21 protein-coding genes and 1 tRNA gene are annotated in these 25,356 nt (G+C 60.6%); 8 read left to right on the top strand and 14 right to left on the bottom strand.

Annotation, left to right across the window (positions count from 1 at the left end; all coding sequences use genetic code 11):
• Positions 1 to 321: 321 nt before the first annotated feature.
• Entirely contained in the window at positions 322 to 2,178 is a 1,857-nt protein-coding gene (locus B0G77_RS07025) for a phosphoenolpyruvate carboxykinase (GTP) (RefSeq protein WP_133661462.1), read from the bottom strand.
• A gap of 345 nt (positions 2,179 to 2,523) precedes the next feature.
• Between B0G77_RS07025 and B0G77_RS07020 the strand changes: the two genes are divergently transcribed.
• Positions 2,524 to 3,537 carry a D-2-hydroxyacid dehydrogenase family protein gene (locus B0G77_RS07020; protein ID WP_133664062.1) on the top strand — a complete coding sequence of 338 codons (1,014 nt, stop codon included), beginning with the start codon at positions 2,524 to 2,526 and terminating at the stop codon, positions 3,535 to 3,537.
• 56 nt (positions 3,538 to 3,593) lie between these two features.
• Here the strand turns inward: B0G77_RS07020 and B0G77_RS07015 are convergent, their stop codons facing one another.
• Both B0G77_RS07015 and B0G77_RS07010 read right to left on the bottom strand, forming a co-directional pair.
• Positions 3,594 to 4,460 (bottom strand): patatin-like phospholipase family protein, encoded by an 867-nt coding sequence (locus B0G77_RS07015; protein WP_133661461.1) that lies wholly within the window; start codon positions 4,458 to 4,460, stop codon positions 3,594 to 3,596.
• A 66-nt stretch (positions 4,461 to 4,526) separates the two neighbouring features.
• A complete protein-coding gene (locus B0G77_RS07010; RefSeq protein WP_133661460.1) occupies positions 4,527 to 4,931 on the bottom strand; it encodes a PaaI family thioesterase in 405 nt (134 codons plus the stop codon).
• Between the two features lie 210 nt (positions 4,932 to 5,141).
• On the opposite strand from B0G77_RS07010, the gene B0G77_RS07005 reads away from it, so the two are divergent.
• Positions 5,142 to 5,217, top strand: a tRNA-Lys gene (locus B0G77_RS07005).
• Positions 5,218 to 5,400: 183 nt separating this feature from the next.
• Positions 5,401 to 5,580: a hypothetical protein gene (locus tag B0G77_RS07000; protein ID WP_133661459.1), complete on the top strand. Its 180-nt coding sequence runs from the start codon at positions 5,401 to 5,403 to the stop codon at positions 5,578 to 5,580.
• A 102-nt stretch (positions 5,581 to 5,682) separates the two neighbouring features.
• Here the strand turns inward: B0G77_RS07000 and B0G77_RS06995 are convergent, their stop codons facing one another.
• The 5 genes from B0G77_RS06995 to B0G77_RS06975 all read right to left on the bottom strand — a co-directional run bounded on the left by B0G77_RS06995 (position 5,683) and on the right by B0G77_RS06975 (position 10,388).
• Positions 5,683 to 6,465 (bottom strand): ABC transporter substrate-binding protein, encoded by a 783-nt coding sequence (locus B0G77_RS06995; RefSeq protein ID WP_133661458.1) that lies wholly within the window; start codon positions 6,463 to 6,465, stop codon positions 5,683 to 5,685.
• A gap of 26 nt (positions 6,466 to 6,491) precedes the next feature.
• Entirely contained in the window at positions 6,492 to 7,346 is an 855-nt protein-coding gene (locus B0G77_RS06990; RefSeq protein ID WP_133661457.1) for a carbon-nitrogen hydrolase family protein, read from the bottom strand.
• Between the two features lie 10 nt (positions 7,347 to 7,356).
• Entirely contained in the window at positions 7,357 to 8,511 is a 1,155-nt protein-coding gene (locus B0G77_RS06985) for a pyridoxal phosphate-dependent aminotransferase (RefSeq protein WP_133661456.1), read from the bottom strand.
• A 263-nt stretch (positions 8,512 to 8,774) separates the two neighbouring features.
• Positions 8,775 to 10,169 (bottom strand): ATP-dependent RNA helicase DbpA, encoded by a 1,395-nt coding sequence (gene dbpA / locus B0G77_RS06980; RefSeq protein ID WP_133661455.1) that lies wholly within the window; start codon positions 10,167 to 10,169, stop codon positions 8,775 to 8,777.
• 33 nt (positions 10,170 to 10,202) lie between these two features.
• The gene (locus B0G77_RS06975; RefSeq protein WP_133661454.1) at positions 10,203 to 10,388 is read right to left on the bottom strand and encodes a hypothetical protein; all 186 of its coding nucleotides are present in this window, start codon (positions 10,386 to 10,388) and stop codon (positions 10,203 to 10,205) included.
• Positions 10,389 to 10,841: 453 nt separating this feature from the next.
• Here B0G77_RS06975 and B0G77_RS06970 point away from each other — a divergent pair, with 453 nt between their 5' ends.
• Positions 10,842 to 11,180, top strand: coding sequence for an SRPBCC domain-containing protein (locus B0G77_RS06970; RefSeq protein WP_243750949.1), 339 nt, complete (start codon positions 10,842 to 10,844; stop codon positions 11,178 to 11,180).
• A 99-nt stretch (positions 11,181 to 11,279) separates the two neighbouring features.
• On the opposite strand, the gene B0G77_RS06965 is transcribed toward B0G77_RS06970, so the two are convergent.
• Positions 11,280 to 12,281: a helix-turn-helix domain-containing protein gene (locus tag B0G77_RS06965; protein WP_243751106.1), complete on the bottom strand. Its 1,002-nt coding sequence runs from the start codon at positions 12,279 to 12,281 to the stop codon at positions 11,280 to 11,282.
• 353 nt (positions 12,282 to 12,634) lie between these two features.
• Here B0G77_RS06965 and adh point away from each other — a divergent pair, with 353 nt between their 5' ends.
• A complete protein-coding gene (gene adh / locus B0G77_RS06960; RefSeq protein WP_133660785.1) occupies positions 12,635 to 14,155 on the top strand; it encodes an aldehyde dehydrogenase in 1,521 nt (506 codons plus the stop codon).
• A gap of 61 nt (positions 14,156 to 14,216) precedes the next feature.
• Positions 14,217 to 14,612: a DUF779 domain-containing protein gene (locus tag B0G77_RS06955; RefSeq protein ID WP_133661453.1), complete on the top strand. Its 396-nt coding sequence runs from the start codon at positions 14,217 to 14,219 to the stop codon at positions 14,610 to 14,612.
• 5 nt (positions 14,613 to 14,617) lie between these two features.
• Here the strand turns inward: B0G77_RS06955 and eutC are convergent, their stop codons facing one another.
• The 3 genes from eutC to eat are packed head-to-tail and all read right to left on the bottom strand — an operon-like array spanning position 14,618 to position 18,258.
• The gene (gene eutC / locus B0G77_RS06950) at positions 14,618 to 15,409 is read right to left on the bottom strand and encodes an ethanolamine ammonia-lyase subunit EutC (RefSeq protein ID WP_133661452.1); all 792 of its coding nucleotides are present in this window, start codon (positions 15,407 to 15,409) and stop codon (positions 14,618 to 14,620) included.
• Positions 15,406 to 16,806: an ethanolamine ammonia-lyase subunit EutB gene (locus B0G77_RS06945; RefSeq protein WP_133661451.1), complete on the bottom strand. Its 1,401-nt coding sequence runs from the start codon at positions 16,804 to 16,806 to the stop codon at positions 15,406 to 15,408. Before B0G77_RS06945 ends, eutC begins: the two co-directional genes overlap by 4 nt.
• Before the next feature lie 48 nt (positions 16,807 to 16,854).
• Complete coding sequence (gene eat / locus B0G77_RS06940; protein ID WP_133661450.1) at positions 16,855 to 18,258, bottom strand: ethanolamine permease; 1,404 nt, start codon at positions 18,256 to 18,258, stop codon at positions 16,855 to 16,857.
• A gap of 288 nt (positions 18,259 to 18,546) precedes the next feature.
• Here eat and B0G77_RS06935 point away from each other — a divergent pair, with 288 nt between their 5' ends.
• Complete coding sequence (locus B0G77_RS06935; protein WP_133661449.1) at positions 18,547 to 20,394, top strand: N-6 DNA methylase; 1,848 nt, start codon at positions 18,547 to 18,549, stop codon at positions 20,392 to 20,394.
• The gene (locus B0G77_RS06930; protein WP_133661448.1) at positions 20,391 to 21,206 is read left to right on the top strand and encodes a restriction endonuclease subunit S; all 816 of its coding nucleotides are present in this window, start codon (positions 20,391 to 20,393) and stop codon (positions 21,204 to 21,206) included. The genes B0G77_RS06935 and B0G77_RS06930 overlap by 4 nt, the downstream gene beginning before the upstream one ends.
• A gap of 272 nt (positions 21,207 to 21,478) precedes the next feature.
• Here B0G77_RS06930 and gyrB read toward each other — a convergent pair whose 3' ends face one another.
• Both gyrB and dnaN read right to left on the bottom strand, forming a co-directional pair.
• The gene (gyrB, locus tag B0G77_RS06925) at positions 21,479 to 23,950 is read right to left on the bottom strand and encodes a DNA topoisomerase (ATP-hydrolyzing) subunit B (RefSeq protein WP_133661447.1); all 2,472 of its coding nucleotides are present in this window, start codon (positions 23,948 to 23,950) and stop codon (positions 21,479 to 21,481) included.
• A gap of 113 nt (positions 23,951 to 24,063) precedes the next feature.
• Complete coding sequence (gene dnaN / locus B0G77_RS06920; protein WP_133661446.1) at positions 24,064 to 25,167, bottom strand: DNA polymerase III subunit beta; 1,104 nt, start codon at positions 25,165 to 25,167, stop codon at positions 24,064 to 24,066.
• Between the last annotated feature and the right edge of the window lie 189 nt (positions 25,168 to 25,356).

Genomic DNA, 25,356 nt, shown 5'->3' with positions numbered 1-25,356 from the left:
GCTTTTATCTACCCAGTAAGAGGCGAAGCGAACTGCGAATTCTCCTCCGACTCTGAAGATCGTGCAGAAGTTGCCTTGAAACGCCGCATTTTCATAAAAATTTGTGCGACTGTGCCCTTCAACGTAAGTGACGCTCATTGATTGTTCCGCATAAGGAAACAATATGCTGCACCGCAGCTACGACTGTCTGCGAGCAGGAAACAGAGAAGACCTCAGCCAATCGCAGCGCCAGGAGAGGGGGCCAAAACAGTCCGGGAATGCTGCGTAAACGTAAAAAGACCGCCTTTCGGCGGTCTTTTTTCGAAGCGTGTACTCACGTTATCAGGCGGCGAGGCGTTCTTCCAATGTCGCGCGTGTTTCGCCCAGCGCCTGCGGCAACCCGTGCCGCAGCGTGTCGAAGAGTTCCGCATGCAGGGCGAGTTCATCGCGCCATGCCGCGTCGTCAACCGAGATGACTTCTTCGAACTGCTCGCGGGTGAAATTGAGACCGTGCCAGTCGATATCGTCGTACCCGGGCGACACACCGAACGCATGCTCGGCACCTTGCGCCGAGCCTTCGATGCGCCCGACCATCCAATGCAGCACGCGCATGTTCTCGCCGAAACCTGGCCACGCGAACTTGCCATCGGCTCCCTTGCGGAACCAGTTCACGCAGAAAATCTTCGGCAGCTTCGCGTTCAGTTGCCCGAGCCGCTCGCCCACCTTGAGCCAGTGGCCGAAATAGTCGCTCATGTTGTAGCCGCAGAACGGCAGCATCGCGAACGGGTCACGTCGTACGATGCCCTGCTGGCCCGCCGCGGCAGCCGTCGTCTCCGAACCCATTGTCGCAGCCATGTACACACCTTCGACCCAGTTGCGCGCCTCGGTGACGAGAGGCACGGTCGTCGAGCGGCGGCCACCGAAGATGAATGCATCGATCGGCACGCCTGCCGGATTCTCCCAATCGGCGTCGATCGACGGGCATTGCGATGCTGGTGCCGTGAATCGCGCATTCGGGTGTGCCGCCTTGCGGCCGCTTTCCTTTGCAATGGCGGGCGTCCAGTCCTTGCCCTGCCAGTCGATCAGGTGTGCCGGCGGTTCGTCGGTCATGCCTTCCCACCAGACATCGCCTTCGTCGGTCAGCGCAACGTTCGTGAAAATCACGTTTTCCTTCAGCGTCGCCATCGCGTTGGAGTTCGTCTTCTCGCTCGTACCCGGCGCGACGCCAAAGTAGCCGGCTTCCGGGTTGATCGCGTACAGGCGCCCGTCCCTGCCCGGCTTGATCCACGCAATGTCATCGCCGATCGTCGAGATGCTCCAGCCGCTCATCCCTTCCGGCGGAATCAACATCGCGAAGTTGGTCTTGCCACAGGCCGAAGGGAACGCCGCTGCAACGTGATACTTACGCCCTTCCGGCGACGTCACGCCGAGAATCAGCATGTGCTCAGCAAGCCAGCCTTCATCGCGGCCCATGGTCGACGCGATGCGCAGCGCAAAGCACTTCTTGCCAAGCAGCGCGTTGCCGCCATAGCCCGAGCCGTAGCTCCAGATTTCGCGCGCCTCAGGAAAATGGACGATGTATTTGGTGCTGTTGCATGGCCACGGTACGTCCTTCGCGCCGGCGGCGAGGGGCGCCCCGACCGAGTGCACGCACGGCACAAACTTACCATCCTCACCAAGTACGTCGTACACCTTGCGACCCATACGGGTCATGATGCGCATGTTCGTCACCACGTACGGGCTGTCGCTCAACTCGACGCCGATATGCGCGATCGGCGAGCCTAGCGGGCCCATCGAGAACGGCACGACGTACATCGTGCGGCCGCGCATTGCGCCTTCGAAGAGACCGTCGAGCGTCGAGCGCATCTCGGCCGGCGCGATCCAGTTGTTGGTCGGGCCAGCATCTTCGCGGCGCTCCGAGCAGATGAAAGTGCGGTCCTCGACCCGTGCCACGTCCGATGGATCGGAGCAGGCCAGATACGAATTCGGCCGCTTCGCCGGATTGAGCTTTTTCAGCGTGCCCGCTTCGACCATCTGCGCGCACAGCCGGTCGTACTCCTCTTGCGAGCCGTCGCACCACACGACGCGCTCCGGCTTCGTCAGCGCAGCGACGCGCTGAACCCATTCGATCAATTTTCGGTGTTTGACCCAGGCCGGCGCCTCTACGGCCGGGTTACCCGTAAATGCTGGATGATTCATCGAGCTGTCTCCGTCGTGTTATTGAAAGAAAAACGGTACCAGCCCATCGACGCTGCTTGCGAGAGGCGTCCAATCCTCACGTGCCACCTGCGCGGCGCGCCCGATTGTGCATATCGTCGCGGGCTAACCAGCTTGCTGTTCGAAACCGTCTGTAAAGCGGCTTGCATCGATTGGCAACAAACTGTTAAAAACGAGGTAAATCTTGTCTGCAGTTCGCGGGGCCGCTCTGGCCCCTTATTTTGCAGGGCATCCAACCAAACCAGCATGGACGTTCATTCACATGTTGGGACATTAAGCTTATCACTCCGTTCCGCACCGACACGTGCGCCGCAAAACACAAAAGCCATGAAGATTGCCATCCTCGACGATTACCAGGACGCCGTTCGCAAACTCGATTGTTTCCAGATGCTGGCCGACCATGAGGTCAAGGTTTTCAACAATACCGTCCGCGGTCTCGGGCAACTGGCAAGCCGGCTTTCCGAAGTCGATGCTCTTGTCCTGATTCGCGAACGCACTCGCATCAGCTCCCAACTCCTCGACAAGCTGCCCCATCTACGCATGATCAGTCAGACCGGCAAAGCGTCGAGCCACATCGAAATGGCGGCGTGTACCGAGCGCGGCATTGCCGTGCTGGAAGGCACCGGCTCGCCGATCGCGCCCGCCGAACTGACGTGGGCCCTCATCATGGCCGCGCAACGGCGCATTCCGCAATACGTAGCAAACCTTAAGCAAGGGGCCTGGCAGCAGTCCGGGCTGAAGACGTCGGCGCTGCCGCCGAACTTCGGTCTGGGCACCGTGCTGCGTGGCCAGACGCTCGGCATCTGGGGCTATGGCAAGATCGGCCGCCTGGTCGCCGGTTACGGCAAGGCATTCGGCATGAATGTGCTGGTCTGGGGCCGCGAACATTCGCGGGAAGCGGCGAAGGCGGACGGTTATGGCGTCGCGGAAAGCCGTGAAGCACTTTTCGAGCAAAGCGACGTGCTGTCGCTGCATCTGCGCCTGCACGACGATACGCGTGGCATCGTCACGCAGGAAGATCTGATGCGCATGAAACCCACTGCGCTGTTCGTCAACACGAGCCGAGCGGAACTGCTGGAAGAAAACGCGCTGATGAGCGCGCTGTCGCACAACCGGCCTGGCATGGTCGCCATCGACGTCTACGAAAGCGAGCCGATCCTCCAGGGATACAGCCTGTTGCGTATGGAGAACGTCATCTGCACACCGCACATCGGCTACGTGGAGCGCGAAAGCTACGAGCTGTATTTCGGCGCAGCATTCAGGAACATCCTCGCGTTCGACAATGGCGACATGTCCAGCGTTGCGAACCCGGAAGCCATGCAGGGCGGACGACGGCGCTAGAGGTCATTGTCGAACCCTGGTCGCGCCGCGCGCAGGTGTGTGCGTGCGCGCCCGCGTCAATCGTGTGCTGCAGCCTCCAGCACGTCCGGCATGCGTTGCAGGAATTGCTCGGCGTCTGCGCGTCCGAGGTTGTACGCATGCTGCATCTGCGACGGGCTCGTGTAGTCCCAGCTCGAGATCGGCACCTTGCGGGACGGTTGAACATAGAGACGCTGCTGCGTCCCGTGCGGCACGACGAACATCTGCGGCCGTGGGTAGAGCCGCGTGACCATCACGAGCACCATGCCAGGCGTTTCGTCGAGCGCACCGACCGGCACATTGTCAACCATCCCGCCATCGAGCACCGGCCGGCCATTGCGGCGCAAAACCGGTGTGAAAGGCGGGGTGCTCGACGATTGCAGAATCAGGTCGGCGAGATCCGCGACAGTCGGGCAATCCTGCGCACGGACGAATTCCGGATGGAATCCGAGTGTCTGACCGAGCGTCGGGTGCAGCGTCTTGCGGACGTATTTCTCGATGTTGTACGCGATCAGGCCCGCCGCAACTGCGCTGCGCGCACCCAGCCAGCGAGGCAGATGCGAAACGCCGACGCGGATCTCCGGCGCGTGTGAGAGCTTCGAGAACGCTTCGCCGTAGATATCGAGGAGCGCCTGACGGTAGATCCGATAGTGCGGAAACACCGACTGCCCGCGCAACAGGTTGCCCCAGTAAGCGTTTTTCGTGTTCGCGCGTAGGGCGTTCTCGTAGTAGCGCATCACCCAGTCAGAATCGCGCGTGTAGAGCATGCACGCGGTCGCGGCGCCCGCCGAGATGCCTGCGATGACGCGCGGCCGAATGTCCAGTTCCGGCTGGATGACATCCCAGAAGCCCGCCTGCCACCAGCAGCGATTGCCGCCACCTGCGAATACGACCTGATCGAACATTGTTGCTGTTTCCTTCGAATGCGGCGCGTCGGACGCGTCTGGCGGCAAAGTGCGCGGTAGCTGTCGTCAGTCGAGCAGCGCGTAGGTGGTGGTGGCGTGGACGGCCATCCGGCCGTCATCGTCGAACAGCTCGACTTCACCGAAGACGAGATTGCGCCCGAGTCGCAGCACGCGCGCCGTAATCAGCACATCTCCCTTGCGGACGGCGCGCATGAAACTGATGTTGAGCGACACGGTGGTCATCGGCTTGAAGCCGCCAAGGGCGGCGGAAATGGCGACGACCATCGCCGTATCGGCGGCCGCCATGAAGACCTGGCCGCAAATGACACCGCCCGAGTGACGCAACTCGCCAGAGAACGGCAGGCGCAGCGTGGCGCTTTCTTCGTCGACTTTTACTGGTGTGAGCGTGAGCGAGCGAACCCATGGCGCGAGCACGCGGTCGAGAAGTTCGCGAATTGCGTTGTCGTCCATCGTTTGTCCCCAGTTCAGGCCGCGCGATGCGATGCGCGACGTGTTGTGGCGTCATGATACCGGCAGCGCGTGGAGGGTGTGTTTTGGGTGTACGTTGAAGGGCTGGGCATCGGCGCGTCTAGTACCAGGCGGAGACGTAGATTTTTTAAGAAATCTGCGAAAGGGGCTTGGCAAGTCTCAAAAACTTCTGCATAATTCGCAGTCTGTTGGGGGGCGTTAGCTCAGTTGGTAGAGCAGCGGACTCTTAATCCGTAGGTCGAGTGTTCGAGTCACTCACGCCCCACCAAAGAATTTGAAAGGCCGGTCAGCAAAAGCTGACCGGCCTTTTTCTTTTCCGCCGCCGCCCGTTCCCACCCACGCCCAGGTCAACGCCAGAAACCGCCCAAGACAAGGATTCCGGTTCCCCGGCGACCACACCAGCACCTGCTCGATTATCGGCGCCTTGGGCAGGCTGTGCTCGCCGTGGAGTGTGAACGGCGAGAAGCTTCAGCCGAACGAGAAGAACGGCATCGGCGGCAACGACGCCGAATTGATCGCACGCTGGCCAGGCCTTCTCTACAACAACACCCGCGACTATCCGATGTGGGCCGTGGGGCCCGTCTCGGGCGCGTGGCGCTCGGCGCGATGCGCACCTGCCTGCGAGTGGTGAACAAAGTGCCCTTGCTCAAGCGCCGCATGATCGCCGCGGAACACCGGTTCCGCGGCAATCGCTCAGACGCCGCAACGGCACTGGCGAGCGCGAGAGTGGATGTTACTTCGGCGAAACGTCGATGTTGCCGAAGTACTTCTGGGCCAGCGTCTTCACGGTGCCGTCGGCCTGCACCCTGGCGATCGCCGTATCCAGCTGCTTCTTCAATTCGGCATCCCCCTTGCGGATACCGAACGCGATACCACTGCCCAGGATCTTGTCGTCACGCACGGGCTGGCCAACGAACGCAAAGTCCTTGCCGTCCGGACGCGACAGGAAACCCGTCTGCCCTGCCGGCGCGAGCACGAGCGTCGCGTCGAGGCGACCGGCAACGAGGTCGGCATAGACCTGGTTCTGATCCTGATACGGCACGACGGTGACACCCGCCGGCTCCCAATGCGCCTTCGCGAACGTCTCCTGAATGGAAGCCTGCAGCACGCCTACGCGCTTGCCCTTCAGCGATTCGGGCGTCGGCAGCAGGCCGCTGCCGTTGTGCGCGATCAGCTGGGTCGGCACGCGGTAAATGATGTTGGTGAAATCAATTGCCTGACGACGCTTCTCCGTCGCGTTCATCGCCGAATTGATCGCGTCAAACTTGCGGCCCTGCAGCGCGGGGATCAAACCGTCGAACGAAGTCTCAACCCACGAGCACTTCAGATGCGCACTCGCGCAGACAGCTTTGCCGATGTCGATATCGAAGCCCTGCAACTCGCCGTTAGCGCCCTTCGATTCGAACGGCGGATATTGCGCTTCGAGGCCGAAGCGCAGCGTTGACGCGTCGGCCGCAATGGCCGACACAGATGCGAAAGCGCATGCCAGCACCAGCAGGTTCCTGAGCAACTTCATGGGTGATCTCCTTCCCGTTGATAGCGTTAGTTTGTTGTGACGTCTGACGGCGTTGCAATGCGTTTATGCGTCAGCACCGGCAGACGTTCACGCACGGCATCCAGCACCGACGATCCAAGGGTCGCGATGGCGAAGCCGGGTTCGTCGTCGAGTCGTACGAGGACTTCGCCCCACGGCCCGACGATCATACTGTGACCAAAAGTGCGCCAGCCATTCGGGTGTGTACCGCATTGGCCCGATGCCAGCACATACGCCTGATTCTCGACGGCCCGGGCGCGCAGCAGCAATTCCCAGTGCGCAAGGCCCGTCGTGTGAGTAAAAGCGGCAGGCACGGCGATGACATCGGCGGCCGGTCCCGCGCGATACAACTCGGGAAAGCGCAGGTCGTAGCAGACCGACAGGCGCAGATTGCCGAACGGTCCATGCGCCGTGCCGACGCTGTCGCCGCCCACCATCGTGTCGCCTTCCGCATGTTGCTCGGTGCCTTGGCTGAAGCTGAACAGATGGATCTTGTCGTAACGGGCGCGGCACTCGCCCGAGGGATCGAATAGCAACGCGGTGTTGTACGCATGCGTGCCGACCTGCGGACCGTGGTCCGGCCGGATCGGCACGGTGCCGCCGATCAGCCACGTGCCCGTTTCGTGTGCGAGTTGCGCGAGTGCCTGCTGGATCGGCCCGTCGCCGAACTGTTCTGCAAGTGCGACGCGTTGTGCTTCGTCGTTACCGATCCAGCAGAAGTATTCCGGCAGGCTCACGAGCGTCGCGCCCGCGCGCGCCGCCTCCGTCACCCAATGACGCGCCTCTTCCAGATTGCGTGCGACATCGTCGGTGCTGCTCATCTGCACGACGGCGGCGGTGAGCGTCTTGTCCATCTGCGTCATCGTGCGCTCCTCAGATCGAGCACAGCCGGCGCGCGCCTTCGATCAGCGTCGCGTCGTCCTTCGAAAAGCTCAGGCGGATCAGGCCCGAATCCGTGCCGTCGGTGTAGAAGGCCGAGAGCGGAATCGTCGCGACCTGCGCGTCGCGGATCAGGCGCAGCACGAAATCGCTGTCGCTTTCGTCGGAGAAACTGCGGAAACGCACGAGCAGGAAGAAACTGCCTTCGCTCGGCAGCAGTTCGAAGCGCGACTCGCGCAATGCATGCGTCAACAGGTCCCGCTTCTGCTGATAGAACGCAGAGAGACCGAGATAGCTTTCCGGGTTTTTCAGCGCGTCAGCGAACGCGTATTGCATCGGCGTATCCGCGGAAAACACCATGAACTGGTGGACCTTGCGGATCTCATCCATCAGCGCGGCGGGGGCGAGGCAGTAGCCTACGCGCCAGCCCGTCACGTGATACGACTTGCCGAACGACGACACGATCACGCTGCGTTCCGCGAGTTCGCGGTGGCACGCCATGCTTTGATGCCTGGCGCCGTCGAACACGACGTGTTCGTACACTTCATCGGACAGAATCACGATGTCCGTGTTGCGCGTGACGGCTTTCAGGCGCTCGATGTCGGCATCGCTGAAAATCGTCGCGGTTGGATTGTGCGGCGTGTTAATGATGATCATGCGGGTCTTCGGCGTAATGGCCGCGGAGACCTCATCCCAGTTCACACGGAAGTCCGTCAGCGAGAGCTTGATCGGCACCGGCGTCGCGCCCTGCAGCCGTACGATCGGGGCATAGCTGTCGAACGACGGCTCGAAGTAGATCACCTCATCGCCCGGGTGAACCAGCGCGCTGATCGTCGAGTACAGGCCTTCGCTCGCGCTCGCAATCACAGTCACTTCGCTCGACGCGTCGTAGCGCACGCCGTACAGCGCTTCCACCTTGTTCGCCAGCGCCTCACGCAATGCGTCGATACCGGCCATTGGCGCGTACTGGTTATGACCCGCGCGCATGGCTTCTGCCACGCCGTCGACGAGCTTCGCGTCCGGCGCGAAATTCGGCGCACCTTGCGACAGGTTCAGCGCATCGTGTTCGGCGGCGAGCTGGCCGATGACGGTGAAGATTGTCGTGCCAACGTCGGGCAGTTTCGAGCGTGCTTGCATGGCGCTCTGCATGAGGGTTCCTCCATCGGGCTGCATGTCGATGGGGCGCTCTTTTGATACCGGCCCCATCCTGTAATGCGGATTAGGCATCAGCCAATACGCAGCCACAATCGAAAGTTTGTCATGCGCAGCATGCGTTTACGTCATGCCGTGCGTCGCCCGTGCGCCTGGGCGGGGCGGAGAAGGCGACGCGCGGCTTGAGAAACTGAGGGGTCAGATGTTGCAGCAGACACGCTTTCGATAAGCCGACGCGCGCGAGGTGCGCCGGGCAAACCTCACTCGTCCATCAAGCGGACTTTCACCTTCTTGCCCTTCACCTTGCCGACGCTAAGCTTGCGCAGCGCATCGCGCGCGATGCCGCGCTCGATCGCCACGTAGGTCGAGAATTCCGTCACGTTGATCTTGCCGATCTGCGTACCGGCAAAGCCCGCTTCACCGGTCAGTGCGCCGAGCACATCGCCTGGACGGATCTTTTCCTTGCGGCCGCCGAGAATCTGTAGCGTCTCCATCGGCGGCAAAAGAGGTTCGTTGCTGGCGGCGGTCAATTCCGAAACCGGATGCCATTCGACTTCGCGGCCGTTCGCCTGCTCGATACTGCCCACGCGTCCCATCTCGTTCATGCTCGCGAGACTCAGTGCCCAGCCGTCCTGATCGGCACGTCCGGTACGGCCGATACGGTGCACATGCACCTCAGGATCGGGCGTTACGTCCACGTTGATCACGGCTTCCAGCTGCGCGATATCGAGACCGCGCGCCGCGACGTCGGTTGCAACGAGCACCGAGCAACTCCGGTTCGCGAACTGGATCAGCACCTGATCGCGTTCGCGCTGATCGAGTTCGCCGTGCAGCGCGAGCGCGTGAAAGCCCTGCGCGACCAGCACGTCGAGCAGGTCGCGGCACTGCTGTTTCGTATTGCAGAACGCGATGGTGCTAACCGGCCGGAAGTGATTCAGCAAAAGACCGACCGTATGCAGACGGTCGTTCTCCGTCACTTCATAGAAGCGCTGGCGGATCTTGCTTTCGTCGTGACGCTCCTCGAGCTTGACGTCCTTGGGATTGCGCAGGAACTGCTGACTGAGCTTGCCGATACCGTCCGGATACGTCGCGGAAAAGAGCAGCGTCTGACGCTCTTTCGGGCACTGGCGCGCAACGGTCGCGATGTCGTCGAAGAAACCCATGTCGAGCATGCGATCGGCTTCATCGAGAACGAGCGTGTTCAGCGCCTTCAGATCGAGGCTGCCGCGCTCCAGGTGGTCCATGATCCGTCCCGGCGTGCCGACGATGATATGCGCGCCGTGTTCGAGGCTCGCCGTCTGCGGACGCATCGGTGTACCGCCGCACAGCGTCAGCACCTTGATGTTTTCCTCGGCGCGCGCAAGACGGCGGATTTCCTGCGTCACCTGATCGGCCAGTTCGCGCGTCGGGCACAGCACCATCGCCTGGACGGCGAAGTTGCGCACGTCGAGGCGCGCCAGCAACGCCAGCGCGAACGCGGCGGTCTTGCCACTGCCGGTTTTCGCCTGCGCGATCAGATCCTGGCCGGCAAGCGCGACCGGCAGGCTCGCGGCCTGGATCGGCGTCATCTCGAGGTAGCCGAGCTGCGTAAGGTTGGCCAGCATCGCTGGGGGCAGCGGCAGCTGACTGAATGGGGCGGGAGTCGGTTTGGTCATGGTGTCTTTCGATGTCGTTGAGCGTTCGATGGATTACTGGAACGGACGGCCTTCGATCTGCTCGTAGACGATCGTGCCGTCGTCCGCATCGAAACGTTCGACGTAATTGCGCGCGCCGCACATTGGGCAGCGAAACAGGAGCCCCTGCCCTTCATTCTTGATCACGACGTCCGACTGCTCCCACTGCGCGCCGCACGACTGGTTTCTACATGTAAACATCATTGATTCTCCTGCCCGATCCGGTTGTCTGTTGAGCCTCGCCACGCGTGCGAAGCTGAAGCCGCGCGCGGATTTCGTGGTGCGTCATCCTGAAAGCCCGGCAGTTTCGCACGAAACGCTTCCGCGAAACCGGTTTTGGCGGGTTTTGCGCGGATTTGCCATGCATTGCCCGGAATCTGGCAGCGGTTGCGCTCTGCATTCGTCTGCAACTGGCTCGATTTACGTACTAGACCACAAATCGTCGGCCCGAAGTGCCATCGTCGAAAGACGGGATTTGGGCCGCGACCTTGAACGACCTCAAGCACCAACTGGAGGAGACGATGCAGAAAGTGTTCGAGATTTACATCAAGACGACGCCCGAACGCCTTTGGGAGGCGATCACCAGCACGCAGATGCGGGCGAAATACACGTTCGGTCTGCTCGTCACGGACACACGGCTCGCGCTACGAAGGCGTGAGCGGAAACCAGGCGACGACCGGCTTCCCGGCTCACAGTCCGATTCTCGAAGGTGAGAATCTGGAGGTCGATCCGCCGCGCCGGCTGGTTCAGAGTTTCAGAGCCCTATGGAGCGACGACGTCAAACGCGAAGGCACCTCGCGGGTCACCTGGGAAATCGAGCAGATCGCCGATTCGTGCCGTCTGACGGCCATCCACGACCAGTTGCGCGACGAAGCCAATCCTGAGCTGTACGGCGGCTGGCCGATGGTGCTCTCCGGTCTCAAAACGCTCCTCGAGACGGGCGAAACGCTGACTACGCCAGGATCATTGCGATACGCGCCGGAGCAGACATAGGCCGCCTGAGGTCCAGGCGGGAAAACTGGAGTCTGGTGATGATGACGAGCGTCAATGCACGCGACGCGCTGCGTTCGTCAATCAGTCGAGGGTGATCTGTCAGTGTGTCACGCGCAGGTCGGAATCCAAAGGGCTGAGAGCGTGCCGGTTGGGCATCGACTCCTTCAACGTCTCCGAGGGACGCTTGCCGAAAAGCTTGCGGTAATCCGTCGCGAACTGGCTCAGATGCCAGAAACCCCAGGCTGCCGCCACATCCTGCACCGACCGCGCCGCTTCGTACAGTTCGCGTCGTGCGCCGTTCAGGCGGATCGTACGCAGATAGGTCGCCGGTGCCATGCCTAGCACGTCCTGAAAGCAGTATTGCAGCGTCCTGCGGCTCACATGCAGTTTCTCGCATAGCTCCGGCACGCCAACCGGCCGCTCGCGATTCGCCAGCACATATTCGCGCGCTTCAGAGACGATCCAGTGCCGACGCGGCTTCGTCGGTATTGCGCCGGCTTCCACGTGAGGCTGCGCGCAGAGATCGAACAGCGAAGCCAGCACCGACGACTGCAGACTGTCGCGCGCAAAGCCCGTCAACGGCGCCCCGCTGTTCGCGCCGTCATCGAGGATCTGGCGCAAGGAGGCGCACAGGCGCGCCTTGTGCGCCTCACCGATCGGGACAACCTCTGTATCCGGAAGATGGTGGATCAACCCCAGATGCTCGACGTCGGCCGCATACCGGCGCAGTACCTCGCCCTTCACCACCACGCCGAAAATCTCATAGCCCGCTGGCGTGATCAGTTCGAATTCGATGCCCCCCGGACGGAAGGCAATCGCGCCGTCGTCGATGACATTCGCGTCGATGCGCCCCGGCACATCGCGACGCACGGGAACGCCAAACCAGTATGCGTCCGACGGCACCTCGCAGCTCTGCCGCAGCGTATGGCTAGTCGTCTCGCAGAAAACATGCATGTGCTCCAGCGACAACTCCGTCAGCGTGCCAACGAAGGCGCCCGCGGTGAGTTGATCGTAGGTCTGGCTCCAGCCTTGCAGGTTGCGGGCCTGTTCGTCGGCATCGTGCGCGACGCAGGTTTGCACGCGCGTGCTGTCGCCGCGCATCGTTTGCGCGGATGAAGTATCGATGACAGGAAGATGACTCGTCATGCCCGGAGTGCCTGAAAACTCAATCACGACCTGAAACGCAAATCCCATGCCGTGCGCCGGGATGCTCGCCTGCGAGCGCCCGCGCTCAGGCGTTGTTCCAGTCCTGAACAGGTGAACGCGCGCTGTTCAGAAACGGCGCGCTTCTTGTGAACAGCTTGAACACTCGAGGCGGTATGCGCCATGAAGGTGCCTGCCGCACCCGCATGATTCACGCCGGAAAGCTCACTGGCACGCTTCTGGCGTATGCGATTCGCGGCCAGCGATTCAAGCGCCGACGACAAATCATCACACATGTGAGGAGCACACAGATGAACCATGCAGACATGCAGTTTCTCAACGTCGAATTCCCGTACAAAAAGCAGTATGGCAATTTCATCGGTGGCGAATGGGTGGCGCCCGTCGGTGGCGAATACTTCGACAACCTCTCGCCGATCACCGGCGAGCCGTTCACGTCGATTCCCCGTTCACGCGAAGCCGATATCGAACTCGCGCTCGACGCCGCACATCGTGCGAAGGTCGCCTGGGGCAAGACCTCGACCACCGATCGCGCGAACATCCTGAACCGCATCGCCGATCGCATGGAAGCGAACCTGCAGCGTATCGCCGTCGCGGAAACCATCGACAACGGCAAGCCGCTGCGCGAAACGATGGCCGCCGACATCCCGCTCGCCATCGATCACTTCCGCTACTTCGCGGGCTGTGTGCGTGCGCAGGAAGGTTCGATCTCCGAGATCGACGACGACACGGTGGCGTATCACTTCCATGAGCCGCTCGGCGTGGTCGGCCAGATCATTCCGTGGAATTTCCCGATCCTGATGGCGGTGTGGAAGCTCGCGCCCGCGCTGGCCGCCGGCAACTGCGTCGTGCTCAAGCCCGCCGAGCAGACTCCGGCGTCGATTCTCGTGCTGATGGAGGTCATCCACGACCTGCTGCCCCCGGGCGTGGTGAACATCGTCAACGGCTTTGGCCTGGAAGCCGGCAAGCCGCTCGCGTCGAGCCGGCGCATCGCCAAGATCGCCTTCACCGGTGAAACGACGACCGGCCGTCTGATCATGCAGTACGCGAGCCAGAACATCATTCCGGTGACGCTCGAACTCGGCGGCAAGAGCCCGAACATCTTCTTTGCCGACGTGATCGACCACGACGACAGCTACTTCGACAAGGCGCTCGAAGGCTTCGCGATGTTCGCGCTGAATCAGGGTGAAGTGTGCACATGCCCGTCGCGCGTGCTGATCGACGAAAAGATCTACGACCGCTTCATGGAACGCGCGCTCAAGCGGGTGGCCGCCATCACGCAGGGGCATCCGCTCGACACGAAGACGATGATCGGCGCGCAGGCTTCACAGGAGCAGCTCGAGAAGATCCTCTCGTATGTCGATCTTGGCAGGCAGGAAGGCGCGCAATGCCTGATCGGTGGGGAGCGCACCACGCTGGCCGGTGAGCTGAGCAAGGGCTACTACGTGAAGCCGACCGTGTTCCGCGGCCACAACAAGATGCGCATCTTCCAGGAAGAGATCTTCGGACCGGTCGTTTCCGTGACGACCTTCAAGACCGAGGAAGAAGCGCTGGAGATCGCCAACGACACGCTCTACGGTCTCGGCGCCGGCGTCTGGACCCGCGACGGCACGCGCGCCTATCGCTTCGGCCGGCAGATCCAGGCCGGGCGCGTGTGGACCAACTGCTATCACGCGTATCCCGCGCACGCGGCATTCGGCGGCTACAAGCAGTCGGGCATCGGTCGCGAGAACCACAGGATGATGCTCGACCACTACCAGCAAACGAAGAACCTCCTCGTCAGCTACAGCGACAAGCCGCTCGGCTTCTTCTGAAGCAGTGCTCCTGTTGGGCGGCCCGCTTGGAGCGGTCCGCCCTCTTTTTCGAGGAAACGTCATGTCAGACGAAGTCGAAGTTGCGCGCGTGGTCGCGACGCCCGCAGCGGTGGCGCTGATTCAGTCACTGGGCGCCGAGCACGGGCCGCTCATCTTTCATCAATCCGGCGGGTGTTGCGACGGCAGCGCACCGATGTGCTTTCCGTCGACGGAGTTTATGCTTGGCAACTCAGATGTACGACTTGGGACGATTGCCGGCGTGAAGTTCTACATGAGCGAATCGCAGTTCGAGTACTGGCAGCACACGCAATTGATTATTGATGTCGTTCCCGGGAGCGGCGGCATGTTTTCACTGGAACGGCCTACCGGTATGCGCTTTCTCACCCGCTCCCGCCTGTTCGAGGATGCGGAGAACGCGTGGCTCGAGAAGCACCCCGTTGAACATGCGGGGGCTTGAGCCTGTCAGTCTGATGGCGGCGCCGGAATCTCCGCACCTTGCGGCTCTGCGTGCCCCAGCAAAGCGTCGCTGTCATCCTTCAGGCCAACGCCGGTCAGACCGAGCCGACGCGCATGCGTCAGCAGATAGTGGAGCTTGTGGGCGGCCGCGTCGTAGTTCAAACCTTCGGGACGCACGTTGGAAATGCAGTTGCGCTGCGCGTCGCTGCAACCGACTTTCGGTGCATAGGTCAGGTAGATTCCGAGACTGTCCGGCGAACTGAGGCCCGGCCGCTCGCCGATCAGCATCACGACAAGCTTCGTCTTCAGGATTTCGCCGATCTCGTCACCGAGTGCCACGCGCCCTTGCCGCGCCACGACGACCGGTCCGATCGTCCAGTCCGTGAGGCGCGAACATACGGCGTTCAAAAGCGGAATCGATTGTTTCGACGCAGCGAATGCCGACAAGCCATCGGCAATGACAAAGACCACTTCGGGCGGCTCTAGCATCGCCTGCCTGAGTGCCTCGCGGCTCTCATCTGACAGACGTCGCCCCAGATCCGGCCGCCTCAGATAGTGCTCGCGATCGGGCGCCGCGCTATGCACGTCGAGGGTAGTGAAGCCGTGGGTGCGCAACTGTTCATGCAGCACGTCGGCGTCAAGGGGATGATGCACGGCGTCACGCGCCTGGGCATGCGACAGGTTGAACGCGAGCAACGGCGCAGTCGGCAGACTGTTTCCCGCGCGGCCCAGCGCGATGCGTGCGTTCGTGAACTGGCGCAACGCATTCCATGGATTCTTTTCGAGGAGGTCGCTCATGCGATGTCCGCTCCTATCCATTCGCGTGCGCCTTCGAGCAGCGGCTGGCGCGGCGACCCACTCAGCAATACGCCGTGCGCATCGGTGATCTGCATCGACTCCAGCCATTCTTCGAACTCAGGCGCACGTCGCAGACCGAGCACATCACGCACGTACAGCGCGTCATGGAACGACGTGCTCTGGTAGTTGAGCATCACATCGTCCGCGCCGGGGATGCCCATGATGAAGTTGATGCCCGCGACACCGAGCAGCGTCAGGAGGTTATCCATATCGTCCTGATCGGCTTCTGCGTGATTCGTGTAACAGATGTCGCAGCCCATCGGCACACCGAGCAGCTTGCCGCAGAAGTGATCTTCGAGTCCTGCGCGCGTGATCTGCTTGCCGTCATACAGATACTCCGGGCCGATAAAGCCGACCACCGTATTCACCAGAAACGGATTGAACTTGCGCGCGACCGCATACGCGCGCACTTCGCACGTCTGCTGGTCGACGCCATGATGCGCATTCGCCGACAGCGCGCTGCCCTGCCCCGTTTCGAAATACATGAGGTTGTCCCCGACCGTGCCGCGCTTGAGCGATAACCCTGCTTCGTGCGCTTCCTGCAACAACGCGAGCGTGATGCCGAAGCCCGCGTTGGCTTTCTCCGTTCCCGCAATCGACTGGAACACCAGATCCACCGGCGCGCCCTTTTCGATGGCGGAAATAGTGTTGGTGACGTGCGTCAGCACGCATGCCTGTGTCGGCACCTGATAGCGCTCGCGGAACCCGTCCACCATGCGCAGCAGCGTCATGATCGCGGCGAGGCTGTCGGTAGCGGGATTGATGCCGATCATCGCGTCACCGCAGCCGTACATCAGACCGTCGAGCATCGATGCGGCGATACCTTTGACGTCATCCGTCGGATGATTGGGTTGCAGGCGCACCGACATGTGGCCCGGCAAGCCGACCGTATTGCGAAAGCGTGTGATCACCGGCCGCTTGCGCGCCGCCGCGATCAGATCCTGATTGCGCATCAACTTCGATACGGCCGCGACCATTTCAGGCGTCAGGCCCGCCGAGATACGTGTCAACGCGGCAGTATCGGTCGTGCTCGACAGCAACCAGTTGCGGAAATCCCCGACCGTCAGATGCGCGATTTCGGCGAAGGCTTCCGGCGAATGGTCGTCAACAATCAGCCTTGTGACCTCGTCGCTCTCATACGGGATCAGCGCTTGATTGAGGAACGTGCACAGCGGCACTTCCGCAAGCGCCATCTTCGCGGCGACGCGTTCTTCTTCACTTGCCGCCGCCACCCCGGCGAGCTGATCGCCAGACCTCAGCGGGCTCGCCTTCGCCATCAGTGTTTTCAGATCGGCGAACCGGTAGGTGCGGCTGCCGATCGTCTCTGTATAGCTCATATCGGATGCTCCATCGCCACTACCAGGGTAGCGGCTTCGCCTGTCGCGTCAGTCCTCGAGCAGAACGTCGGCCTGCGCCACTTCGCGCTGCTGCCGCGTCAACAGGAAGTAGACGTAGCCGAGCGCAAGAAAGATCGCGAACACGATCGCCACCAGGAAGTTGAAGTACACCATCGTTGCCAGCGAGATCACCGCCGCTACCAGCGCGAACGCCGGGAAGAACGGGAACAGCGGCGCACGGAACGGCCGCTCCATGTCCGGCTGCGTACGGCGCAGCTTGAACAGCGACAACATGCTGATGATGTACATCACAATAGCGCCAAAAACCGACATCGTCACGATGTTCGCAGTCAGCGTCTGGCCGCCAAACTGGATCAGCTCGTCGCTATAGATCGCCGCGATGCCGACCACGCCGCCCGCCAGAATCGCGCGATGCGGCGTCTTGAAGCGCGGATGCACCTTCGACAGGAACTCCGGTAGATAGCCGGCACGGGCGAGCGCGAAGATCTGTCGCGAATAGCCGAGAATGATGCCGTGGAACGATGCGACAAGGCCGAACAGTCCGAGCCACACGAGCATGTGCATCCAGCCGCTGTTCGCACCGACGATAAATTTCATCGCCTGCGGCAGCGGGTCGTTGATGTTGGCGAGTTTGGTCCAGTCGCCTGCCGCGCCGGCGAACACCATCACGCCGACCGCCAGCGCGACGAGCGTCAGGATGCCCGCGATGTAGGCGATCGGGATCGAGCGTTTCGGGTCTTTCGCTTCCTCCGCGGCCATCGCGACACCTTCGATCGCAAGGAAGAACCAGATTGCGAATGGAATGGCCGCCAGCATGCCGCTGAATGAGCCGAGGCTGAAGTGATCCGCGCCCGACCAGCCGCCCTTCGTGAAGTTCGACCACTCGAAGCCCGGGGACACGACGCCCATGAAGACCAGCAGTTCGAAGATTGCCAGCAACGTTACGCACAACTCGAACGCCGCCGCGATCTGCACCCCGACGATATTAAGCGCCATGAAGACGAGGTATGCGCCCATGGCCGCGTGTTTCGGATCGAGGCCGGGGAACTGGACGTGCAGATAGGCACCGATCGCGAGTGCGATGGCGGGCGGTGCGAACACGAATTCGACGAGCGTCGCCGCACCGGCGAGATAGCCGCCAGTCGGGCCGAATGCCTGGCGCGCGTAGGCGAACGGGCCACCTGCGTGCGGAATCGACGTGGTGAGTTCGGTAAAGCTGAAGATGAACGTGGTGTACATCGCGGCGATAAAGAGCGCCGTGAAGATGAAGCCGAGCGTGCCAGCGCTGGCCCAGCCGTAACTCCAGCCGAAGTATTCGCCGGAAATGACGAGGCCGACGGCGATGCCCCATAGCTGCCAGGTGCCCAGGGTTTGCTTCAGTTCGTGATGGATCACTTTGCTCATTTGTGGGCCTTTTGAGGTTGGTTCCATCGGGATTTTTGCTGTTTTGCGCGGTGTCGCCCTGTGCGAGCAATTGCGAACAGGGTTTAGCCGATCGTAGTGAGTCATTATTCGAGGTGTTATCGAAAATCGGCAAATGTTGGGGGTCGTCGCGAGACGACATGAGCGAAGACTCCGTGAATTCCAGCTCTTCTGGCGGCGAGGCTCCACGCCGACTTCCGCGCTTTGGTGCTGAAGAGCCTCTGCGACACGGCTTCTACACGGGCGCTGCGCCCGTGCGAAAATCCACGACTTGCGAAAACGACGGGCGACAGGCACATGGCAGCGATAGGTGGATTCGAACTTATTCCCCCGGACCAGTGGCTTTTCCCCGGACATGTCGACGTGCTGGACGCCAGACGTCGGGCGGAGGCGTGGTTTCAGGCTCACGAGACCTACGAAGGTGCCGAGCGGAGCATCGCGGAATTCGTCCGGCAGTGGGCGTTGCGGCGCCTGCTTGACGCTTACCGGTATCCAGTGGAGTGGATCGGCGAGCGCATCGTCATCGACGAGCCGGTGAGGATGGGCTCGACCGAAAAGGAAGCCGATATCTCGATCAGGAATACCAGTCGACGCACCTTCCTGTATGTCGAGACAAAAAGGCGCGGAATACCCAACGACGAATTCAAGGAGGCTGAACGGCAGCTGGAAGCGTACCTGTCGTCCACTCATACAGCCACCATCGGCCTGATCACCGATGGCGATCGAGTGAGGACGTTGCGGAAGAAGATCGATCCAGGCGGCTTTGAACTTATCGCCGACCTTCCTTCATACGGGCTCGAGGCGCGCTACAAGGTTCAACTGGTACGAGAGATGCCAGAGCAGCGCGAGGGACGAAGCACAGGACTGAAGCTTCTCAACGCTGACTACGAACGCGTTCTATTCGATTGCCACAGCGCAGCCCGAGATGTCGACGGCTTGCATGCGGATGAGGCGTTAGACGAGATCTGCAAGATCATTTACACGAAAGTCTATGACGAGCGGCAGACCGCGAAACAGCCGCTCGGTACCCCTTTTGCGTTTCAGGCTTATGGCGTCAGCAACGCGTCCGAGGTTGCCTCCAATATTCGAGTCCTCTATGACGCGGCTCGCGCAGCCGATCTCGACGTCAACACCGAACGCATCCCCGGATACGAGCGGTCAAGAGGTGTCTTCAGATCACAAATAAGGCTGTCGGATTCAGCCTTGTATCGCGTGGTTGACCGGCTGCAAGAGTTTTCTCTTTTAGACAGTCAAGCCGACATCAAAGGTCGCGCGTTCCAGAAAGTGCTGGGGCCCGCGATCCGGGCTGGCATGGGTCAGTATTTCACTCCCGATCCGATCGTGGAGCTTGCGGTTGGGTTAATTCAACCCAAGGCCGATGAATTGATCCTTGATCCGTTCTGTGGGTCAGGCCATTTCTTGACGAAAGCGTCGCAATACGTCGTGCGCGAGCAAGGAAGAACATTGACTCCGCATGAACTGCATGAGTTCAAGTGCTTTCACTTGCACGGTATCGAGAAATCGGATCGCATGGTCCGCATTGCGATGACCGACATGATGCTGAACGATGACGGGCATACCAACATCCGGAACCAGGACGCTCTCCTGAGTTTCAACAACTATCCGGACATTAACGCTCTGCGTGACAACGGGCACGCCGATCCAGCAGTTTTCGATGTGGTACTGACCAATCCTCCTTTCGGCAGCATCATGCGGCAAGAGACGATGGAGATGATGGGAAGATTCGAGCTTGGACATAGGAAAAAGTCGCTTCCGCTGGAAATTCTCGGCCTGGAGCGCAGCCTGCAATTCTTGCGGCCGGGCGGGCGGATGGCGATCGTATTACCAGAACATCTGATGAAGGGAAAAAGTGCCTTGTTCGTCCGAAAATGGCTTGAGGGCGTCGCAAGATTAAAGGGGATCTTTTTCTTCCCGGAGGAGGCTTTTACTCCGTATGGGGCGCTGGTAAAGACCTGCCTCTGTATTGTGCAGCGATTGAGAGAGGATGAGCGGCCATCCCCTTCGGATAAGACATTCCTCTGTGAGGTTGAGAATCTGGGCTACGACGCCACGGGGCGGCCCGAGGCTGGATCGGAAATTCAGGCGGCCATGTTGGCCTTCCATCAAGAGGTGTCGTGGCAATGAAACGACTCGTAAAATCGCTTCGCGAGTTGCAGGCCGCCGGCCGATGGGATATTGATTTCCACTTGCCGCCGGAGGGCATCAAGTCTTTTCCTGCGGACATCCTGCGCCGTGTCGACGAAGTCGCCAACGTAGCGAAAGACAAAAGAGATCCGACCCGGCTGCCAGACGTTCCATTTCAGTATCTGGACATTTCAAGCGTGGATGTCGCAACGGGATCAGTAGCGAATCCTCAAGACCTGGAAGGGGCGGAGGCGCCGTCTCGTGCGAGAAAGGTTGTGCGAGCGTTCGATATATTGATCTCGACATGTCGCCCTACGCGAGGTGCGATTGCAGTCGTGCCCCGGAAATATCACGACCAGATTGCCTCCACTGGCTTTTCGGTCGTCCGGGCTCGCGACGACGTCAATCCGTTTTATCTGCATTTTGCGCTTCGGTTGCCCAGTACTCTTGAGCAATTCCGCAAGTGGAGTACCGGGTCGAGTTATCCTGCAATACTTGACGAGGACGTTGCAAAGACATTGATTCCTGTCCCGCCGGCTGAAGAGCAAGACAGGATAGCGTTGTTGGTAGTCCAGGCTTTGGACGCACGCGACCAGGCCATGAGAAAAGCCAACTATGCATGGAATCAGACACTGGGCGAAATTACGTCCCGCTTGAGCGGCAGGACGGTTATGCCAGACGCCATGGAAAACGCGGAGTCCGGGAGCATACCGATCACCATTGCCGATATTCAGGAGACGATTCGATCGCTACCCGGGCTGACAACCGATGGCAGCAACGCGAGCACGGAAGCGCAGGCGCTTTTGATCTGATCTGACAGATTTGATCTTTGAAGGGAAGGAAAAGCGGAAAAGGCCATGTCCCAAAAATAGCACGCACGCGTTTACCTATCGTGACGTGTGCGGCTAGTGATTGTTGCGTAGATTGAAAGAGCAACGGCCACCTCAGTGAGGCGGCCGTTGCTCTTGCTGGTGTGACGTCAGGCTAGGTACCCTCAACCTGAGCTATCAGGGCACATCCATCAATAGATGTCTCAACGGATGCTTCCCAAAATCTCTGCTTTATGGTTCCCGCTACACAACGTTCAAACGTCAATATTCCCCGCTCTCAACGCATTCGACTCAATGAACGCCCGCCGCGGCTCGACATCATCACCCATCAACGTAGTGAATATGCCGTCAGCAGCAATAGCATCCTCAATCTGCACGCGCAACAACCGCCGCACATTCGGATCCATCGTCGTTTCCCAAAGCTGCCCAGGGTTCATCTCACCGAGGCCCTTATAGCGCTGCTTCGAAACATTCCGCTCAGCATCGGCAATCAGCCACTTCATAGCGCTCTTGAAGTCGGTAACAGCCATGCTCCGCTCACCGCGCTTGATCACCGCGCCATTACCGATCAAACCTTTGAACGTATTAGCCGTATTCAAAAGCTGCTGATAATCCGCAGTCAACTGAAACTCTTCATCGAGCACAGAAACCTTCTGATTCCCGTGATGCGTCCTCGACACCTTCAGCGACCGCATCTCCCTCACCGGGTCGTACATCGCAGTCACCGTCACCTCAGGCTTCAACGCATCGTCGCGTAGCTTGGCCTCGAGCGCCTTCGCAGAAGCCTCAGCAGAAGCCTCACTGGAAAGATCGATCGTCACGCCATCCATAACGGCCTCAAGCGCTCCAGCGTCATACAACCGGCTCAACCGGTCAACAACAGCCTGCGCCAACAGATAGGACCGCGCCAGCTCACCCAACGCATCCCCAGCAATCGGCGTAGCCCCTTCCGAAGCCAGAAGCTCCGACCCGTTGAGAGCAAGCTTCAACATATGCGCATTCAGCTCGGACGCATCCTTCAGATACCGTTCATCCTTCCCGGCCTTCACCTTATACAAAGGCGGCTGCGCGATATAGATGTACCCGCGCTCGATCATCTCCGGCATCTGCCGATAAAAGAAAGTGAGCAACAGCGTCCGGATGTGCGCGCCGTCCACGTCAGCATCGGTCATGATGATGATGCGGTGATAACGCAGCTTGTCGAGGTTGTAATCCTCCTTACCGATCCCGCAACCCAGCGCGGTAATCAGCGTCACGATCTGTTCCGAAGAAAGCAGCTTGTCATAGCGCGCCTTCTCGACGTTCAGCACCTTGCCGCGCAACGGCAAGATCGCCTGAAACTTCCGGTCACGCCCCTGCTTCGCCGACCCGCCTGCCGAGTCGCCCTCGACGATATAGATCTCCGACTTCGCCGGATCCTTTTCCTGACAATCCGCGAGCTTGCCGGGCAGACCCACGCCATCCAGCACGCCCTTGCGACGCGTCATCTCACGCGCCTTGCGCGCCGCATCCCGCGCCCGCGCGGCATCGACAATCTTGCTGCAAATAATCTTCGCGTCGTTCGGCGTTTCCAGCAGGAATTCTTCGAGCGCTTTCGCCACCACATCCTCAACCGGCGCACGCACTTCTGACGACACCAGCTTGTCCTTCGTCTGCGCGCTGAACTTCGGCTCCGGCACCTTCACCGACAGCACGCACGAAAGCCCTTCACGCATGTCATCGCCAGACGTCTCGACCTTCGCCTTCTTCGCGATCTCGTGATCGGCAATGTACTTGTTCATCACGCGCGTCATCGCCGCACGCAACCCGGTCAGGTGAGTGCCGCCATCGCGCTGCGGAATGTTGTTCGTGAAGCACAGCACGTTTTCGTTGTAGCTGTCGTTCCACTGCATCGCCACTTCGACGCCCACGCCATCCTTCTCGCCGTTCACGTGGAAAATGGTCGGATGCAGGACGCTCTTCGTCTTGTTGATGTACTCGACAAAACCCTTCACGCCGCCGACGAACGCGAAATCGTCTTCCTTGCCCGTGCGCTGATCCGTCAGGCGGATCCGCACGCCGTTATTCAGGAACGACAGTTCGCGGATACGCTTCGCGAGAATGTCGTAGTGATATTCGACGTTGCCGAAGATCGTCTCGTCGGCCATGAAGTGCACTTCGGTGCCGCGGTTTTCGGTCTCACCGACTACCTGGATCGGCGACACGCGTTCGCCGTTCACTTCTTCGATCACGCGGTTCTGCGGAACGCCACGGTGAAACTCCATGAAGTGCTTCTTTCCATCGCGGCGCACGACGAGGCGCAGCCACGACGACAGCGCGTTCACGCACGACACGCCCACACCGTGCAGGCCGCCCGAGACCTTGTAGCTGTTCTGGTCGAACTTGCCACCGGCGTGCAGCTCGGTCATCACGATTTCAGCGGCGCTGCGCTTCGGGTCGTGCTTGTCGTCGAGCTTGATGCCGGTGGGCACGCCACGGCCGTTGTCGGTGATCGAGATGGAGTTATCCGCGTGAATGATCACCTGGATGTCGTTACAGTGCCCCGCAAGGGCTTCGTCGATCGAGTTGTCGAGCACCTCGAACACGAGGTGATGCAGACCGGTACCGTCCGACGTATCGCCGATGTACATCCCGGGCCGCTTGCGTACCGCCTCCAGACCTTCGAGGATCTGAATGGATGAGGCGCCGTAGCTGTTATCGGGTTGCGAATTGTTCGTTTCAGTCATGGATTTCTTCCGGTTCTGCGTTACTGCTTCGTTACTGCTCGGGACTTTTCAAAACACCATAAAAACGCCAAAGGGGCACTGCGCCCCTTGATGTCTTCTTGTTGTCGAACGCGTCAGATGCGCATCGGCATCACTACGTACTTGAATTCGTCGTTCTCAGGAATCGTGATCAGCGCGCTCGAACTGGCATCGCCGAGGCTTACCTGCAGCATGTCGACCTTCAGGTTCGCGAGCACGTCGAGCAGATACGTGACGTTGAACCCGATATCGACGCTGTCGCCGTCGTAAGCGATTTCCAGTTCTTCCTGCGCCTCTTCCTGGTCCGCGTTGGTGGACATGATCTTCAGCTGGCCCGGCTCGATGATGCAGCGTACGCCCTTGAATTTGTCCGAGGTCAGAATCGCGGCACGCTGCAGCGAGCGTTGCAGTTCTTCGCGGCCGATCACAAACGTATTCTTGTGCGACTTCGGAATCACGCGCTGGAAGTCGGGGAACTTGCCTTCCACCAGCTTCGACACCAGTTCGACCTGGCCAAAGATGAACTTCACCTGGGTAGGCGCGATATCGATCTTCAACACGTCGTCGATGTCTTCCAGGAGACGCTGCAGCTCGAGAATCGTTTTGCGCGGGATGATCACTTCCTGACGCGGGAACGAGCCTTCAATCTTCATCGACGAGAATGCCAGACGGTGACCGTCGGTCGCGACTGCCATCAGCTGGTCGCCGTCCACCACCAGCAGCATGCCATTCAGGTAGTAACGGATGTCCTGCTGCGCCATCGCGAAGTGGACCATGCCGAGCAGTTGGCGGAACGTTTTCTGGGGAACCGAAAGGTTCGCGCCGAAGTCTTTTGCCTGAGCGACGGTTGGAAACTCGTCGGCGGCGAGCGTCTGGAGCGCAAAGCGGCTCTTGCCGGATTGCACCGTGAGACGCTTGTCGGACAGGGTCAGGCTCACCTGGCCTTCCGGCATGGCGCGCAGGATGTCGAGCAGCTTGCGCGCCGCGACCGTAGTGGCGACGGACTCGCCACCGACACCGAAATCAGCGTGCGTGGTGATCTGAAGCTCGAGGTCCGTCGACAGGAACGACACGTCAGGACCGTTCTTGGTAATCAGCAAATTGGCGAGGATCGGCAACGTATGGCGGCGTTCGACGATGCCGCTCACAGTTTGCAGCGGCCTGAGGAGGTTATCGCGTTCGGTCTTGACCAGTTGCATAGAGTTCCTTCGTTGATGTGACGGCCTGCGCGCCTCGTCCGGCAGCTGTGTTGCGCGTGGCCCCGCCCCCCGCTGGCTGGCGCCACGCTGCGCCAGTCACGGCGTGAAATCCGCCCGCGGCCGCCGGGCGGTTAAACCTGTATTGTGCCTGAAAACGGAACCGCTCCACTAAATTGGGGGCGAGTTGCG

Source organism: Paraburkholderia sp. BL10I2N1 (genome assembly GCF_004361815.1).
Classification (GTDB): domain Bacteria; phylum Pseudomonadota; class Gammaproteobacteria; order Burkholderiales; family Burkholderiaceae; genus Paraburkholderia.
Note: the sequence above shows the minus strand (reverse complement) of the source record. Positions and strands in the feature narration are given on the sequence as shown.